The organism is Bacillus sp. Brlt_9 (assembly GCF_051948935.1).
Classification (GTDB): domain Bacteria; phylum Bacillota; class Bacilli; order Bacillales; family Bacillaceae_G; genus Bacillus_A.
Window position 1 is genome coordinate 648,051 of sequence record NZ_JAYJLO010000002.1, and the last position, 15,984, is coordinate 664,034.

At 36.4% G+C, this 15,984-nt stretch carries 14 protein-coding genes; all 14 read left to right on the forward strand.

Annotation, left to right across the window (positions count from 1 at the left end; genetic code table 11):
• Window positions 1-12 precede the first annotated feature (12 nt).
• Window positions 13-1,365, forward strand: a complete 1,353-nt coding sequence (gene accC / locus VF726_RS09665; RefSeq protein ID WP_061677463.1) for an acetyl-CoA carboxylase biotin carboxylase subunit — start codon at window positions 13-15, stop codon at window positions 1,363-1,365.
• A gap of 22 nt (window positions 1,366-1,387) precedes the next feature.
• Complete coding sequence (locus VF726_RS09670) at window positions 1,388-1,780, forward strand: Asp23/Gls24 family envelope stress response protein (RefSeq protein WP_000807630.1); 393 nt, start codon at window positions 1,388-1,390, stop codon at window positions 1,778-1,780.
• Between the two features lie 347 nt (window positions 1,781-2,127).
• Window positions 2,128-2,520, forward strand: coding sequence for a N utilization substance protein NusB (gene nusB / locus VF726_RS09675; protein ID WP_000830249.1), 393 nt, complete (start codon window positions 2,128-2,130; stop codon window positions 2,518-2,520).
• 23 nt (window positions 2,521-2,543) lie between these two features.
• A complete protein-coding gene (folD, locus tag VF726_RS09680) occupies window positions 2,544-3,404 on the forward strand; it encodes a bifunctional methylenetetrahydrofolate dehydrogenase/methenyltetrahydrofolate cyclohydrolase FolD (RefSeq protein ID WP_000226737.1) in 861 nt (286 codons plus the stop codon).
• Window positions 3,405-3,430: 26 nt separating this feature from the next.
• The gene (xseA, locus tag VF726_RS09685) at window positions 3,431-4,789 is read left to right on the forward strand and encodes an exodeoxyribonuclease VII large subunit (protein ID WP_440167667.1); all 1,359 of its coding nucleotides are present in this window, start codon (window positions 3,431-3,433) and stop codon (window positions 4,787-4,789) included.
• The gene (xseB, locus tag VF726_RS09690) at window positions 4,779-5,009 is read left to right on the forward strand and encodes an exodeoxyribonuclease VII small subunit (RefSeq protein WP_000428423.1); all 231 of its coding nucleotides are present in this window, start codon (window positions 4,779-4,781) and stop codon (window positions 5,007-5,009) included. The genes xseA and xseB overlap by 11 nt, the downstream gene beginning before the upstream one ends.
• Complete coding sequence (ispA, locus tag VF726_RS09695) at window positions 5,009-5,899, forward strand: (2E,6E)-farnesyl diphosphate synthase (RefSeq protein ID WP_429599985.1); 891 nt, start codon at window positions 5,009-5,011, stop codon at window positions 5,897-5,899. The genes xseB and ispA overlap by 1 nt, the downstream gene beginning before the upstream one ends.
• 302 nt (window positions 5,900-6,201) lie before the next feature.
• Complete coding sequence (gene dxs / locus VF726_RS09700; protein ID WP_440167671.1) at window positions 6,202-8,094, forward strand: 1-deoxy-D-xylulose-5-phosphate synthase; 1,893 nt, start codon at window positions 6,202-6,204, stop codon at window positions 8,092-8,094.
• Between the two features lie 3 nt (window positions 8,095-8,097).
• Window positions 8,098-8,937, forward strand: a complete 840-nt coding sequence (locus VF726_RS09705; RefSeq protein ID WP_166701846.1) for a TlyA family RNA methyltransferase — start codon at window positions 8,098-8,100, stop codon at window positions 8,935-8,937.
• A gap of 142 nt (window positions 8,938-9,079) precedes the next feature.
• Complete coding sequence (gene argR / locus VF726_RS09710) at window positions 9,080-9,529, forward strand: arginine repressor ArgR (protein WP_001032581.1); 450 nt, start codon at window positions 9,080-9,082, stop codon at window positions 9,527-9,529.
• Window positions 9,530-9,796: 267 nt separating this feature from the next.
• Window positions 9,797-11,536 (forward strand): DNA repair protein RecN, encoded by a 1,740-nt coding sequence (gene recN / locus VF726_RS09715; RefSeq protein ID WP_440167674.1) that lies wholly within the window; start codon window positions 9,797-9,799, stop codon window positions 11,534-11,536.
• Between the two features lie 118 nt (window positions 11,537-11,654).
• Window positions 11,655-12,953 (forward strand): SpoIVB peptidase, encoded by a 1,299-nt coding sequence (gene spoIVB / locus VF726_RS09720; protein ID WP_440167676.1) that lies wholly within the window; start codon window positions 11,655-11,657, stop codon window positions 12,951-12,953.
• Between the two features lie 287 nt (window positions 12,954-13,240).
• Complete coding sequence (spo0A, locus tag VF726_RS09725; RefSeq protein WP_033686380.1) at window positions 13,241-14,035, forward strand: sporulation transcription factor Spo0A; 795 nt, start codon at window positions 13,241-13,243, stop codon at window positions 14,033-14,035.
• Between the two features lie 286 nt (window positions 14,036-14,321).
• Entirely contained in the window at window positions 14,322-15,848 is a 1,527-nt protein-coding gene (locus tag VF726_RS09730) for a hypothetical protein (RefSeq protein ID WP_440167678.1), read from the forward strand.
• Window positions 15,849-15,984 lie beyond the last annotated feature (136 nt).

Consider the following 15,984-nt stretch of genomic DNA (forward strand, 5'->3'; position numbering starts at 1 on the left):
GGAGTCTTTGTGATGATAAAAAAAGTATTAATAGCCAATCGTGGGGAAATTGCTGTACGAATTATTCGTGCTTGTAAAGAAATGGATATTGAAACAGTTGCAATTTATTCAGAAGCAGATAAAGAGTCACTTCACGTACAAATTGCTGATGAGGCGTATTGTGTAGGACCAACGATTTCGAAAGAAAGCTATTTAAATTTGACGAACATCATTAGCGTTGCGAAGTTAACAGGCTGCGATGCTATTCATCCGGGATACGGATTTTTAGCAGAAAATGCAGATTTTGCAGAGTTATGTCGTGAATGTAACTTGATTTTTATCGGTCCAAGTCCAGAAGCTATTTCAAAGATGGGCACAAAAGACGTTGCTCGTGATACAATGAAAGAAGCAGGGGTTCCGATTGTACCAGGTTCACAAGGGATTATTAAAAATACCGAAGAAGCGATCGAACTTGCTAATCAAATTGGATATCCAGTTATTATTAAAGCGACTGCTGGTGGTGGCGGAAAAGGTATTCGTGTTGCGCGCCATGAAGAAGAGCTTGTAAAAGGAATTCAAATTACACAGCAAGAAGCTAGTACCGCTTTTGGGAACCCTGGTGTATACTTAGAAAAGTACGTTGAAGATTTCCGCCATGTTGAGATTCAAATAATGGCAGATACACACGGAAATGCCATTCATTTAGGAGAGCGTGATTGTACAATTCAGCGCCGCTTGCAAAAACTATTAGAAGAAAGTCCATCACCTGCACTTGATGAAAATGTTCGCAAGCAGATGGGTGAGGCGGCAGTTAAAGCGGCGGTAGCGGTTGATTATACAGGTGCTGGTACGGTTGAGTTTATTTATGAATATAGAACGAAAAGCTTTTATTTCATGGAGATGAATACGAGAATTCAAGTTGAGCATCCAGTTACTGAAATGGTAACGGGGATGGATTTAATTAAAGAACAAATTCGTGTTGCTTCTGGAGAAAAGTTATCGTTACAGCAAGAAGAAGTACAATTTAATGGTTGGGCAATTGAATGCCGAATTAATGCGGAAAACCCTGCCAAAAAATTTATGCCATCTCCAGGTAAAGTAGAAATGTACTTGCCACCAGGCGGATTTGGTATTCGCGTCGATTCAGCTGTATATCCGGGATATTCAATCCCACCTTTCTATGATTCGATGGTTGCTAAATTAATTGTTCACGGAAAAACACGTGAAGAGGCAATTGCAAAAATGAAGCGTGCACTCAGTGAGTTTGTCATTGAAGGCGTACATACAACAATCCCGTTCCATTTGCAATTGCTAGATCATCCTGATTTTGTAAAAGGTGAGTTTAATACGAAATTTTTGGAAGAGCATGAACTTGTGACGCAGTGATACATTAAAGGAGGTTTTTTTCATGGCTGAACATATGTTAGATATGGGTCAAGATACAACTCTTGGTAAAGTAGAAATTGCACCAGAAGTAATTGAAGTAATCGCAGGTATTGCAGCTGCTGAGGTAGAAGGTGTAGCGGCAATGCGTGGTAATTTTGCTACAGACGTTGTTGAGAAGTTAGGTAAGAAAAATCATGGTAAAGGTGTAAAGGTTGAATTAGCAAACGAAGATATTATCGTTGACCTTTATGTTGTGATGTATTTTGGCGTAGCAATTCCAGTTGTTGCACAAAAGATTCAAGACAACATTCGCCAAGCACTCTTTACAATGACAGGACTTGAGCCAAAAGAAGTGAATGTTCACATCGTTGGCGTAACATTCGAAACACAAAAAACAGAAATCGAACCAGTGTAAGAATGAAAAAGGTGCCTAGTAACATAGGCATCTTTTTTAACGTTTCATTTCTTCACAAATTAAAACCCTCTAATTATTATACTATTTCAAAAAAAAAGAAATTAAAAAGGAAATGTTTCGTTTTTCCAAAAAACGTACATTGTGATAAGATATGGAACTTGAAGTTAATCTTTTTATTATTTTTCAGCCTTGTAACCCGTGTGTCAAATGATAAATTGTGTTATTATCATTGTATTATAAGGTTGGAAAATCAATGAAAACTGTAAGAGTAAGTGAATTGACGGCTTATAAATTATAATAATATAACAAAGCATAAGGAAAGACTTGAAGCATAAAGGAGAGTTACAATGAAACGTAGGACGGCTAGAGAAAGAGCGATGCAAGCATTATATCAAATGGATATTACAGGTGAATTAGAACCGAAAGTAGCGGTGGAAAACACGCTAGATGAAGGTGAAGAAACAAATGAGTTTCTAGAATCACTTGTAGTAGGTTTTGTAGAAAATAAAGAAGTAATTGATGAAGCGATTCGTCAAAACTTAAAAAAATGGAAGCTAGAGCGTATTAGTATTGTGGATCGCAGTATTTTACGTGTAGCTGTGTATGAAATGAAATATATGGAAGAAATTCCACACAACGTGACAATTAACGAGGCAATTGAAATTGCTAAAACATTTGGGGATGAGGAATCTCGTCGTTTTATTAACGGCGTTTTATCTAATATAAAAGATACACTGTAATTTCTTTAAGGGGGAATCTTAAAATGGTAGCAGTAATCATCAAAGGAAATGAAGTTGCGGAGAAAAAACGAGCACAATTAACAGAAGAAGTTGTGAAGTTGAAAGAGCAAGGGATTGTACCAGGATTAGCAGTTATTCTAGTTGGAGAAGATCCAGCATCTCGTTCTTATGTAAAAGGAAAAGAAAAGGGCTGTGAACAAGTAGGAATCTATTCAGAGCTAATTGAACTTCCTGAAACAATTACGGAAGAGCGTTTGCTTGCTGAAATCGATCGCTTAAATGGCGATGACCGTATAAATGGCATATTAGTGCAATTACCTTTACCAAAACATATTGAAGAAAAAGCTATCATTGAAAGAATTTCACCAGAAAAAGATGTAGATGGATTTCACCCAATCAGCGTGGGACGTATGATGACGGGACAAGATACATTCCTTCCATGTACACCGCACGGTATTGTAGAATTAGTAAAAGAAACAAATCTTGATATCTCGGGAAAACATGTTGTAGTAATCGGAAGAAGTAATATTGTCGGCAAGCCAGTGGGACAATTGTTCTTAAATGAAAATGCAACTGTCACATACTGTCATTCTAAGACGCAAAATATGAAAGAGTTAACGAAGCTAGCTGATATTTTAATCGTAGCTGTTGGACGACCTAAGATGGTAACAGCTGATTATATGAAAGAAGGAGCGGTTGTAATCGATGTTGGTGTAAACCGTTTAGAAACAGGTAAACTTTGTGGTGATGTTGACTTTGACAACGTGTTAGATGTTGCGGGTTACATTACACCTGTGCCAAAGGGCGTTGGTCCAATGACAATCACAATGCTCCTTCATAATACTGTTGAATCAGCTAAACGTGCAGGTGTTGTTTGTAAATAATTTGAGTCGGCTATGAGGAGAGAGAAATGGAGAAACAATATTTAACCGTTACAGCGTTAACACGCTATATAAAAACAAAAATAGAATATGATCCGCATTTGCAGTCTGTTTGGTTAAAAGGTGAAATTTCCAACTTTAAAAATCATAGCCGTGGTCACATGTATTTTACATTGAAAGATGAAAATGCAAGAATCGCAGCGGTTATGTTTGCGGGTCATAATCGTAATATTAAATTCAGACCTGAAAATGGGATGAAGGTACTCGTGAAAGGGAAAATCTCTGTTTACGAGGCGAGTGGTTCTTATCAAATTTACATTCAAGACATGCAGCCTGACGGAATCGGAAACCTGCATTTAGCTTACGAACAATTAAAGGTTCGTTTAGAGGAAGAAGGATTATTTTCTCAAGTTTATAAAAAAACAATTCCTCCTTATGCGAAAACAATAGGTGTGATTACGTCGCCAACAGGGGCAGCGATTCGTGATATTATAACAACGATTAAACGTCGTTATCCAATTGGAAATGTTATTGTGTTTCCGGTACTTGTACAGGGGGAGTCAGCAGCTCCCTCAATTGTACAAGCGATTCGTACAGCGAATGAAATGGAAGAGATAGATGTCCTAATCGTTGGGCGCGGTGGAGGCTCTATTGAGGAATTATGGGCGTTTAATGAAGAAATGGTTGCAAGGGCCATTTTCAAGAGCGCAATCCCTATTATTTCAGCAGTAGGCCATGAAACAGACTTTACAATTGCGGATTTTGTTGCCGATTTACGAGCGCCAACACCAACTGCAGCAGCTGAGCTGGCAGCGCCTAATATTATAGAGTTACAAGAAAAGGTATTGCAAAGAACTCTAAGATTGCAAAGGGCAATGAGAGAGTTAGTACATAAAAAAGAAGAAAAACTACAAGTATTGCAAAAATCTTATGCGTTCCGTTATCCAAGACAAGTCTATGAGCAAAAAGAAGAGCAATTGGATAGAGCGTTAGAACAGCTTGTTTTAGCGAAAGAACGCTATATTGACAAAAGGGTAAATCAGTTAAAACAGCTTTCATTTTATTTAGAGAAGCACCACCCATCTCAAAAGATTATGCAAACGAAGGTAGCGGTTGAAACTTTGCAAAAGCAATTGCAACGTGAAATGCAAACATTACTTCAAACGAAAGAATTTGCCTTTGTAAGAGCTGCTCAAAAACTTGAAGCGTTAAGTCCGCTTAAAGTAATGATGAGAGGGTACGGGCTTGTATATGATGAAGAGAAGCAAGTGTTAAAAAGTGTGAAAGATGTCAGCCTTGGAGATGCTGTTTCAGTTCAATTACAAGATGGAATACTAGATTGTAGCGTATCAGGCATAGAGGAGCGTGAATTGAATAATGGAAAATAAATTAAGCTTTGAAGAGGCAATTTCGCAACTTGAGCATCTCGTTTCTAAGCTAGAGCAAGGTGACGTACCTTTAGAAGAAGCAATTTCTTATTTTAAAGAAGGTATGGAATTATCTAAGCTTTGTGATGAGAAGTTGAAGAACGTACAAGAACAAATGGCAGTTATTCTTGGGGAAGATGGAGAGCTTGAACCGTTTACTGCTTTAGGAGATGAAGCATAGTGACTGTTGCTTTTGATACTTTTTTGAAAGAAAGTAAAACTTTCGTAGAAGAGAAGCTTGTAAGCTATGCAAATGAATTACAATGTCCAAATGTACTTCGTGAAGCGATGGCATATTCTTTGGAAGCGGGTGGAAAGCGTCTCCGCCCGTTACTTTTATTTGCGACATTACAAGCGTTTGGTAAAGAAAGAAATCTTGGAGTAGGTGCAGCTTGTGCTCTTGAAATGATACATACATACTCGTTAGTTCATGATGATTTACCTTGTATGGATGATGATGATTTAAGAAGAGGGAAGCCCACAAATCATAAAGTATTTGGTGAAGCGATGGCAGTTTTAGCAGGCGATGGTTTGTTGACGTATGCTTTTCAAGTTATTATGGCATATGAACAAAAGGAAATCTCTGCTGAGAAAAAGGTAAGACTTGTACTTGAGCTTGCAAAAGCAGCGGGACCAGAAGGAATGGTTGGCGGACAAGTGGCAGATATGGAAGCGGAAGGGAAACAACTTACGATTGATGAGTTGGAGTATATTCATAAGCATAAGACTGGGAAACTACTTGAATTCGCTGTACTTGCTGGATCAATCCTTTCTGATGCCACAAAAGAACAAGAAGAAAAGTTACTTGCGTTTGCAAAATATATCGGCCTAGCTTTCCAAATTCGAGATGATATTTTAGATGTGGAAGGAACCGAAGAAGAGATTGGAAAACCGATTGGTAGTGATGTTTCCAACGAAAAGAGCACATATACGACGTTATTTACTGTAGATAGAGCAAAGGATATTTTAGAAGATACAATTGCAAAAGCAAAAGATGCTATCGGTTCCTTGCAATTACAAGATGAATATTTACTATCTATTTGCGATTTGATTGCAAAACGTAATAACTAATATAACAGCGTTTTCATTTGTTGAGTCATTCATCATTTTATGATATAAATGTAGGAAAAGGTTTTTCTTTTCTTGTTATTGGCAAAAATATATGTAGATTACATTGCCGTTATCACTTCGTGTTAGCGGCTATTTTTTTCATCGCCTAAAGAAATATGGTTTATAATAGGATTAGGGCGCAATAGACTGGTTAATAGCAGGACAAGGTGAAAAATAAAAAAAGGGAATTTCTTGTTTTGTGTAAATGTTTTTTATAATATTTGACATGTTGACAGATTATGAAATGAAAGTGAGTGATCCATGTGGATCTAACGCAAATTCAAAACCCTAGTTTTTTGAAAGATATGTCTATCAGTGAACTAGAGGGATTGAGTGAGGATATTCGTAAGTTTTTAATTGAAGAGCTCTCTCAAACAGGTGGACATATTGCACCTAATTTAGGTGTAGTAGAACTCACAATTGCTCTGCATAAATTATTTGATAGTCCGAAAGATAAATTTTTATGGGACGTAGGACATCAATCCTATGTACATAAAATTTTAACTGGACGTGCAAAAGAGTTCGGTACATTAAGGCAATATCAAGGTCTATGTGGTTTCCCAAAACGTTGCGAGAGTGAGCACGATGTATGGGAGACTGGCCATAGCTCGACATCATTATCTGCTGCGATGGGAATGGCTCTAGCACGTGATTTAAAGAAAACGAAAGAATATGTTATACCGATCATTGGTGATGGTGCTTTAACAGGTGGAATGGCTTTAGAGGCATTAAACCATATTGGACATGAAAAAACAGACATGATTGTTATTTTGAATGATAATGAAATGTCAATTGCACCAAACGTTGGTGCGCTTCATAATGTACTTGGACGTCTACGTACCGCAGGAAAATACCATTGGGTAAAAGACGAATTAGAGTATATATTGAAGAAAATCCCGGCAGTTGGTGGGAAAGTTGCTGCAACAGCAGAGAAAATAAAAGATAGTCTTAAATATTTACTAGTATCCGGTGTCTTTTTCGAAGAGTTAGGCTTTACGTATTTAGGTCCAGTCGATGGGCACGATTATGAAAAGTTATTCGAAACGTTGCAATATGCAAAGAAAACAAAAGGCCCAGTGCTTGTTCATGTTATTACGAAAAAAGGAAAAGGTTACAAACCAGCTGAGAGTGATGTTATTGGAACTTGGCATGGAACAGGACCTTATAAAATTGAATCAGGTGACTTCGTTAAACCGAAAGAAGTTGCACCAGCATGGAGTGCTGTTGTTAGTGAAACAGTACTTAAATTAGCGAGAACGGATGAGCGTATCGTTGCAATTACACCTGCAATGCCTGTTGGATCGAAACTTGAGAAATTCCAAAAAGAATTCCCAGATCGTATGATTGATGTAGGTATTGCAGAACAGCATGCTACAACAATGGCAGCAGGTATGGCAACGCAAGGTATGAAGCCATTCTTAGCGATTTATTCAACATTCTTACAAAGAGCATATGACCAAGTTGTGCATGATATATGCCGTCAAAATTTAAATGTTTTCATCGGAATCGATCGTTCTGGTTTAGTAGGAGCAGATGGTGAGACGCATCAAGGTGTATTTGATATCTCATTCTTACGCCACTTGCCGAATATGGTACTTATGATGCCGAAAGACGAAAATGAAGGGCAACATTTAGTATATACGGCGTTGCAATATGAAGATGGACCAATCGCATTACGTTATGCGCGTGGTAATGGACTTGGTGTTCATATGGATGAGGAATTAAAGACGATTCCAATCGGTTCATGGGAAACGTTAAAAGAAGGTACACAAGCGGCTATTTTAACATTTGGTACGACAATACCAATGGCAATGGAAGCGGCTGAGCGTCTTGAAAAGGCTGGGGTTTCAGTGAAAGTAGTGAACGCTCGCTTTATTAAACCGATGGATGAAGCATATTTACATGATCTCTTAGGAAAAAATATACCGATTTTAACGATTGAAGAAGCTTGTTTAATCGGTGGTTTTGGAACGGGGGTAGTTGAATTTGCGTCTGAGAACGGGTACCATAGTGCGTTAATTGAACGAATGGGTATTCCAGACCGTTTCATAGAGCACGGTAGTGTAACAAAATTATTAGAAGAAATTGGTTTAACGACAGATGCTGTTGTAGACCGTATTCATACAATGATTCCATCAAAACAAAAAAGGGCGTAACAAATGAGTGCAAAAAAAGAAAGAGTAGATGTACTATTAGTAGAGCGAGGGCTTATAGAAACACGTGAGAAAGCAAAACGCGCCATTATGGCCGGACTTGTATATGCAAACGAAATGAGACTGGATAAGCCAGGAGAGAAAATCCCACAAGATACAGAGATTACGGTCAAGGGACAAGTTATGCCGTATGTAAGCCGTGGTGGTTATAAACTTGAAAAGGCATTAGAGTCATTTCATCTGAATTTACAAGATAAAGTTATGATAGATATTGGTTCATCAACTGGTGGCTTTACCGATTGTGCGCTTCAAAATGGAGCGAAATTATCTTATGCATTAGATGTAGGATACAATCAACTTGCGTGGAAATTGCGTCAAGATGAGCGTGTTGTCGTAATGGAACGAACAAACTTCCGTTACGTAACGCCAGCAGATTTAGAACGTGGTTTACCGCAATTTGCTAGTATCGATGTGTCATTTATATCATTAAAGCTTATACTGCCGGTTTTAAAAACAATGCTTATGCCGAATGGGGATGTAGCAGCGTTAATTAAACCGCAGTTTGAAGCTGGAAGAGAGCAAGTTGGTAGAAAAGGTATCGTCCGTGATCGAAAAGTACATGAAGCTGTCGTGGAAATGATTGTCGACTTTGCTATAAAAGAAGGATACGACGTAGAAGGTTTAACATTCTCACCAATTACAGGCGGGGATGGTAATATTGAATTTTTAATTCATCTGAAATGGCATGGTGAGCGCGAGAATGGCGAAAATCATTCTCCGGTTTCTGTTGAGCAAGTAGTTACAGAGGCACATGATGTCCTAAAACAAAAAGGTAAAGGGGAATAACATATGTTGTTCCTCTTTTTGTTGTAATTGTATAATGATTGTAAAAACAATTGTGTACAAGTAACGAATTATAAGTTAACATAAATAAGTGAAGTATACCAATGTTTAAACTATGGTAAGAGATAGTGTGAGGTGCAAATGTATGAATAAAGGTCAGCGCCATATTAAAATCAGGGAAATTATTGCGAACAAAGAAATTGAAACACAAGATGAATTAGTTGATATTTTACGTAATGAGGGATTTAATGTAACGCAAGCAACAGTATCGCGCGATATTAAAGAACTACACTTAGTGAAAGTGCCATTACATGATGGTCGCTATAAATATAGCTTGCCAGCAGATCAACGATTTAACCCGTTACAAAAATTAAAACGCAATCTAGTGGATTCATTTGTGAAATTAGACACGGCAGGACATATGCTTGTGCTAAAAACATTGCCTGGTAACGCTCATTCACTTGGGGCACTTATTGATCATTTAGAGTGGGATGAGATCATCGGAACCATCTGTGGTGATGATACTTGCTTAATTATTTGCCGCACACCTGAAGATACAGGTGTTGTCTCTGATCGTTTCTTAAATATGCTGTAACAAAAAAATCTTGTTTGCTTTCCTCTGTAAAGTGGAAAGTGGACAGGATATTTTTATTGGTTAAAAACGTGAATTCTTAATTGTAATATAATATTTTCTTTGAATAAAATTAGGGAATAAGTGGATTGACCCGTAAAACAAATGTTTGGTACAATGGAGCGGTTAGAAAAGTAATTTATACATACAAACATATAGTATGACTATTTGAATAAAGAACTGAGAAAAGCCCTGAATAGGGGATTAGTTTATAACGAGGTGAATGGGGCATTGTTATCGGAATTATCGATTAGAAACTTTGCTATTATTGAGGCATTAAATATTTCTTTTCAAAAAGGATTAACGGTTTTAAGTGGGGAAACAGGAGCCGGAAAATCGATTATTATTGATGCGATTAGTTTACTTGTAGGTGGTCGTGGTTCAGCGGAATTCGTTCGATACGGAACAGAAAAAGCTGAGATAGAGGGGCTATTTTATGTAGAAGATGATAAGCATCCGTGTATTGAAAAGGCAGAAGAGTTGGATATAGAAATAGAAGACGGCATGATTATTTTGAAGCGTGATATCGCTGCAAACGGAAAAAGTGTATGTCGTGTAAATGGAAAACTGGTTACCCTTAGTATATTAAAGGAAATTGGAAAAACACTTGTTGATATTCATGGGCAGCACGAAACGCAAGATCTAATGAATGAAGAGCGTCATTTATTTATGCTTGATCATTTTGATGGAGAGCGTATTGTTAAACAATTGGGTATATACCAAAACGTATACGCTGACTATGAGAAGTTAAAGAAACAGTTAAAATCGTTAAGTGAAAATGAACAACAAATGGCGCATCGCTTAGATTTAATTCAATTCCAGCATGAAGAAATCCGTAAGGCGGATTTAAAGATGGATGAAGAAAATGAATTAACTGAAGAACGATTGCAAATTTCTAATTTCGAAAAAATTTACAAAGCATTAGGCGATGCATATCGCTCGTTAAGCGCTGATGGACAAGGATTAGATAATATAAGAAGCGCAATGGGACAAATGGAGAGTATTACACATTTAGATGAAATGTATCAAGAAAATCATGATTCAATTGCAAATAGCTATTACTTATTAGAAGAAGTCGCGTATCAGCTAAGAGAAAAGCTCGATATGATGGAATATGATCCGAATCGTTTAGATGAAATTGAAACGCGTTTAAATGAAATTCGTATGCTAAAGAGAAAATATGGAAATACTGTAGAAGAGATTTTAGCGTATGCTGATAAAATTGAACAAGAAATTTTTACGATTGAAAATAAAGACGTTCATATTGAAACGACGAAGAAGCAGTTAAAGGAATTAGAAAGTGTTATTCTGAAAGAAGCAACGTTGTTAAGTAATATGCGTCATGAGCTTGCAGAGCATCTTACAAATGCCATTCATCAGGAATTAAAAGAATTATATATGGAAAAAACAAAATTTGAAGTGAGAATCATGAAGCGAGAAGGAAATGTTGAAGAGCCTCTTGTGGAGGGAGCACCGGTAAGGCTGACGGCGGATGGATACGATCATGTGGAATTTTATATTTCAACAAATCCAGGTGAGCCGCTAAAACCACTTTCAAAGGTCGCTTCTGGGGGAGAGTTATCTCGTATTATTTTAGCTCTAAAAAGCATTTTTTCTAAGCATCAAGGTGTTGCATCAGTTATTTTTGATGAGGTGGATACTGGTGTAAGTGGCCGGGTCGCACAGGCTATTGCGGAAAAAATTTATCGAGTATCAGTAAACTCACAAGTACTTTGTATTACGCACTTACCTCAAGTCGCTTCAATGGCAGATTCGCACTTATTTATTCGAAAACAAGTAGCGAATGATCGAACAATTACGTCAGTTACCGTTTTAACTATGGAGGATAAAGTAACAGAAATCGCTCGAATGATTTCTGGTGTGGAAATTACAGATTTAACGACAGAACATGCGAAAGAATTACTTACACAAGCGCATCATTTTAAACAGACAGCAGAGGCTATCCAGTAATGGATAGCTTTTTTTCTCAAAAGATGATTTCTTAATTCTTCCGGTTATAAATAAAGCACTGCAAGGAGAGATTAAAAAGTGAAGCCAAGAGGCTGAATGTGGGGTAGGAGCGAGGAGAGTGAACAAATTGAAATTAGAAAGATTTCGCAAAATAATAGGTATTTTTCTCCTTGTTTCTTTAGTTTTTATAGGGTGTTTTAAACCGCTTCGGACGTTTATTTCATCCCCGAAGCAACTTGTTGTTTTTGAAGGACAACAATCAGAAATAGCTTCATTACCAGTGTTTAAAGCTTCATCTACAGATCGTCATGTGTTTACAGTAAGTTCAAATGAACAAAAACAAGGACTTATGGTAAATTCTCATCAAAATGGTGAAGCGGATATGGTGTTTCAACTTGCTGGTTTTCCAGTGAAAAAAGTAAATGTGAAAGTATTGAAAGATTTCAAAGTTATTCCAGGTGGGCAATCAATTGGTGTAAAGTTAAACACAAAAGGGGTACTTGTTGTAGGCCATCATTTAATTCAAACTGAAAAAGGGAAAGTATCTCCTGGTGAAACAGCTGGTGTGCAAATTGGAGATATGATTACTGAAATTAATGGTAAAACAATTGAAAGAATGAGTGATGTAGCACCATTTATTCATAATAGTGGTGAAACAGGTGAACCGCTTAATCTTGTTTTGTTAAGAGATGGAAAACATATCCGCACGAAGTTAACACCACAAAAAGACAGTGGAGAATCGTCTTATCGTATTGGTTTATATATTCGTGATTCGGCAGCTGGAATCGGAACAATGACATTTGTTCATCCGGATTCTATGAAATACGGAGCACTTGGTCATGTTATTTCTGATAACGATACGAAAAAACCGATTCAAGTCGAAGATGGACAAATTATGCGTTCGACAGTTACATCAATTGAAAGAGGTAGTCATGGGAATCCAGGAGAGAAATTAGCGAGATTCTCACCAGATCGTGAAGTGATTGGCAATATTACAATAAATAGTCCATTTGGTATTTTTGGCAAATTGAATACAAATATGACAAATGGCGTAATGGATAAAGCAATGCCTATTGCACTATCTCATCAAGTAAAAGAGGGACCTGCAAAAATATTAACAGTTATTGATCAAGATAAAGTGGAATCGTTTGATATTGAAATTGTTAGTACAGTACCGCAAAAGTTTCCGGCGACAAAGGGCATGGTAATAAAAGTAACAGACAAACGTTTATTAGCAAAAACGGGTGGAATCGTACAAGGGATGAGCGGAAGTCCAATTGTACAAAACGGGAAAGTAATTGGTGCTGTTACACATGTATTTGTAAATGATCCAACATCAGGATATGGTGTCCATATTGAATGGATGTTACATGAGGCTGGAATTAACATTTATGAACAAGAAAGAAAAGCGAGCTAATTAATAATTAGCTCGCTTTTCTTTTGAAAAATTCGTTGAAATTTTGTAAAAGCTCCGCAAGAGGTGTTTTTTGTTGTAAAATAAAAGAAAAGGGTTGAACGTTTCGTTGTATTTCTATGATGGAATGTGTTGCGAAAGGGAATAAATGAACGATAAACATATTTTTTTGTGATTTTATCGGAAAGTAACAAACTTTAAAAGGGAATTTTCACACAATTGTCGAACAATTCATGTAGCCTAGAAGGATACACATGTCGGAGAATCGATTCGGTAAGGGAGGAAAAGCTGTGGAGAAAATTAAAGTATGTCTTGTGGATGATAATAAAGAATTAGTATCAATGCTAGAGAGTTATGTTGCTGCTCAAGATGATATGGAAGTAATCGGTACTGCTTATAATGGTCAAGAGTGTTTGAATTTATTAAAAGACAAGCAGCCGGATGTACTTGTTTTAGACATTATTATGCCACATTTAGATGGTTTAGCTGTACTAGAGAAAATGCGACATATTGAAAGGCTAAGACAGCCTAGCGTAATTATGTTAACAGCATTTGGACAAGAAGATGTGACGAAAAAAGCAGTTGACTTAGGCGCTTCATATTTCATATTAAAACCATTTGATATGGAGAATTTAACGAGTCATATTCGTCAAGTAAGCGGTAAAGCGAACGCTACCATTAAACGCCCACTTCCATCTTTCCGTTCAGCAACGACAATAGATGGAAAGCCGAAAAACTTAGATGCAAGCATTACGAGTATCATTCATGAAATTGGTGTGCCTGCTCATATTAAAGGATATATGTACTTAAGGGAAGCAATCTCTATGGTGTACAACGATATCGAATTACTTGGATCTATTACAAAAGTATTGTACCCAGATATTGCAAAGAAATATAATACAACAGCAAGCCGTGTTGAGCGAGCAATCCGTCACGCAATTGAAGTAGCATGGAGTCGTGGGAATATTGATTCTATTTCGTCTTTATTCGGTTATACAGTATCCATGTCAAAAGCAAAACCTACGAATTCTGAATTCATTGCAATGGTTGCGGATAAGCTGAGACTTGAACATAAGGCTAGCTGAGAATAAACTGTGTAGAGGATTTGCGCTTTAATAAAGCTAATAATCTATCATGCGTTTTAATTTTAAACCAATAACTTTTCAATTAAAGACCAATGAATTTTAAAATTCGTTGGTCTTTTTATTTTGTCGAGATGAGTTAATGAGTATAGAGGGATATATGTAGATGTAAGTAGAAAATTTGTAAAGAAAAGAAAGAGAATGTGGGAGGAATACGTGGGTTCAACATCGTAATATACGATAAAGTATCATTGTTTGGCAAATGTTGGAGATGTAGGAGAATATGAGAATGACTGTAAAAAAAATATTAGATCAGTTGTATAGAATTGTTGTTACAGTGGTGTTTTTGTCTGTGTTTTCCGTAATAATAATTAAATTTTTTATTCCGAAAATAATATTGATGCGTGGGGAGTTTCCTTATCCGACTGAAGAGTACGCTATAAGAAAAGTAGGAGTTGTTATAATAATAACATTTCTATTATTTGTGCTTTTCTTTCTGTACTATAAATGGGTTATTAGCAAAATGGATAGACTCTGTACAAATATGATGATTACTATAGGGATAATAATTATATTGGCAGTAGAAATAATTATTACTTCTATTGCATTTACCCCTGTTGTAGGAGATTATCTCGTTCTTAAACAAGGAATTATTTCTGTGTTTAATGGGGATAAACGTTTTTTAGAAATGGGGCAACTTCTATTTTATCCATATAATACACACATTGTATTATTAGGAGGGTACTTTGCGAAATTAATAGGAAGTGTACCGTTAGCAATGAAAATATTACCGATATTATGTATAACAGGTAGTATTGTTTTAAATGTATTGATCGTAAGGGAAATTACAAACTTTAAAGTTGCTCACATATCGATTGTGTTATCGGTGCTTAATATTTATATATATTGGCAAGCGCCAGTTTTTTACACGCATACGTTAGTAACATTTTTTATTTCAGCAACGATGTATACATATTTGTGTTTGAAAGCGGCAGAAACGAAAAGAATGAAAATCATTTTATGGATTTTATTAGGTGGGTTCGCAGCTTGTACTTATATTATAAGACCGACAGCATTGGCAGTGGCTTTAGCGATTTTAATTGAAAATATTTTAAAGTTTCGGAAGGAATATTCTGTACTAGTGTTAAGTAGTGTTTTATTTTGTTTCATTCTCATTTTAAGTTTTAAAGGAATAACGGAAAAATTAAATTTAAGTACCGATAATGAAATTGAAAAAATTCCATATACGCATTGGATCAAAATGGGGGTGAACAAAGATACGTATGGTGTTTGGAATCAGGCGGATACAGATTATATTAATGATGAGAATATAAAGAACACAAAGGACTTAAATGAACATAATAAAGAAGTTATATCGCAGCGTTTCAAGGAGCTTGGTGTAACGGGTTATGTACAACATTTAAATGAAAAAATCACTAGAGAATGGGTATCGAGTCAGTTCTCCATGTACCGGATTGGGCAATGGTTTAAGCAGAAGAATAGCACGGTAACTAATTTCGTATCGAACTATAGTACAACGAATTATAAAATCGTTACTATATATTCGTATATTATCAAATTGTTTGTGTATGTAGCTTTTGTGGCGGCTGCTATACTGTATAAAAAGAAAGATGAGAATGAATCGGAAGTGATACGAATTGCGATGATTAGTACATTAGGAGTATTTACTTTCTTGTTACTATGGGAAACAGCTCCTCATTATACTTATGAGGCATTTGCGTTTATGAACATTCCGGCTTCTTTAGGGTTGTATAAATTGTTTATGATTTTTAACAAAGAAAAGAAAAATGCATAATTTGAGTAATTGAAACAAGTAGTAAGAAACCCCTTCTTTTATTAAAAGAGGGGGGGCATTTAATTGAATATAAATGTTTTGAGAAAAGATTACATGGAATCATAGTGCATCCGTTAAAGAATTTTAGCAGGGAAGT

Bases quoted from the DNA above. Each gene is read 5' to 3' on its own strand.
- accC (WP_061677463.1), top strand. From the start codon at position 13: ATGATAAAAAAAGTATTAATAGCCAATCGTGGGGAAATTGCTGTACGA.
- VF726_RS09670 (WP_000807630.1), top strand. From the start codon at position 1,388: ATGGCTGAACATATGTTAGATATGGGTCAAGATACAACTCTTGGTAAA.
- nusB (WP_000830249.1), top strand. From the start codon at position 2,128: ATGAAACGTAGGACGGCTAGAGAAAGAGCGATGCAAGCATTATATCAA.
- folD (WP_000226737.1), top strand. From the start codon at position 2,544: ATGGTAGCAGTAATCATCAAAGGAAATGAAGTTGCGGAGAAAAAACGA.
- xseA (WP_440167667.1), top strand. From the start codon at position 3,431: ATGGAGAAACAATATTTAACCGTTACAGCGTTAACACGCTATATAAAA.
- xseB (WP_000428423.1), top strand. From the start codon at position 4,779: ATGGAAAATAAATTAAGCTTTGAAGAGGCAATTTCGCAACTTGAGCAT.
- VF726_RS09705 (WP_166701846.1), top strand. From the start codon at position 8,098: ATGAGTGCAAAAAAAGAAAGAGTAGATGTACTATTAGTAGAGCGAGGG.
- argR (WP_001032581.1), top strand. From the start codon at position 9,080: ATGAATAAAGGTCAGCGCCATATTAAAATCAGGGAAATTATTGCGAAC.
- VF726_RS09730 (WP_440167678.1), top strand. From the start codon at position 14,322: ATGACTGTAAAAAAAATATTAGATCAGTTGTATAGAATTGTTGTTACA.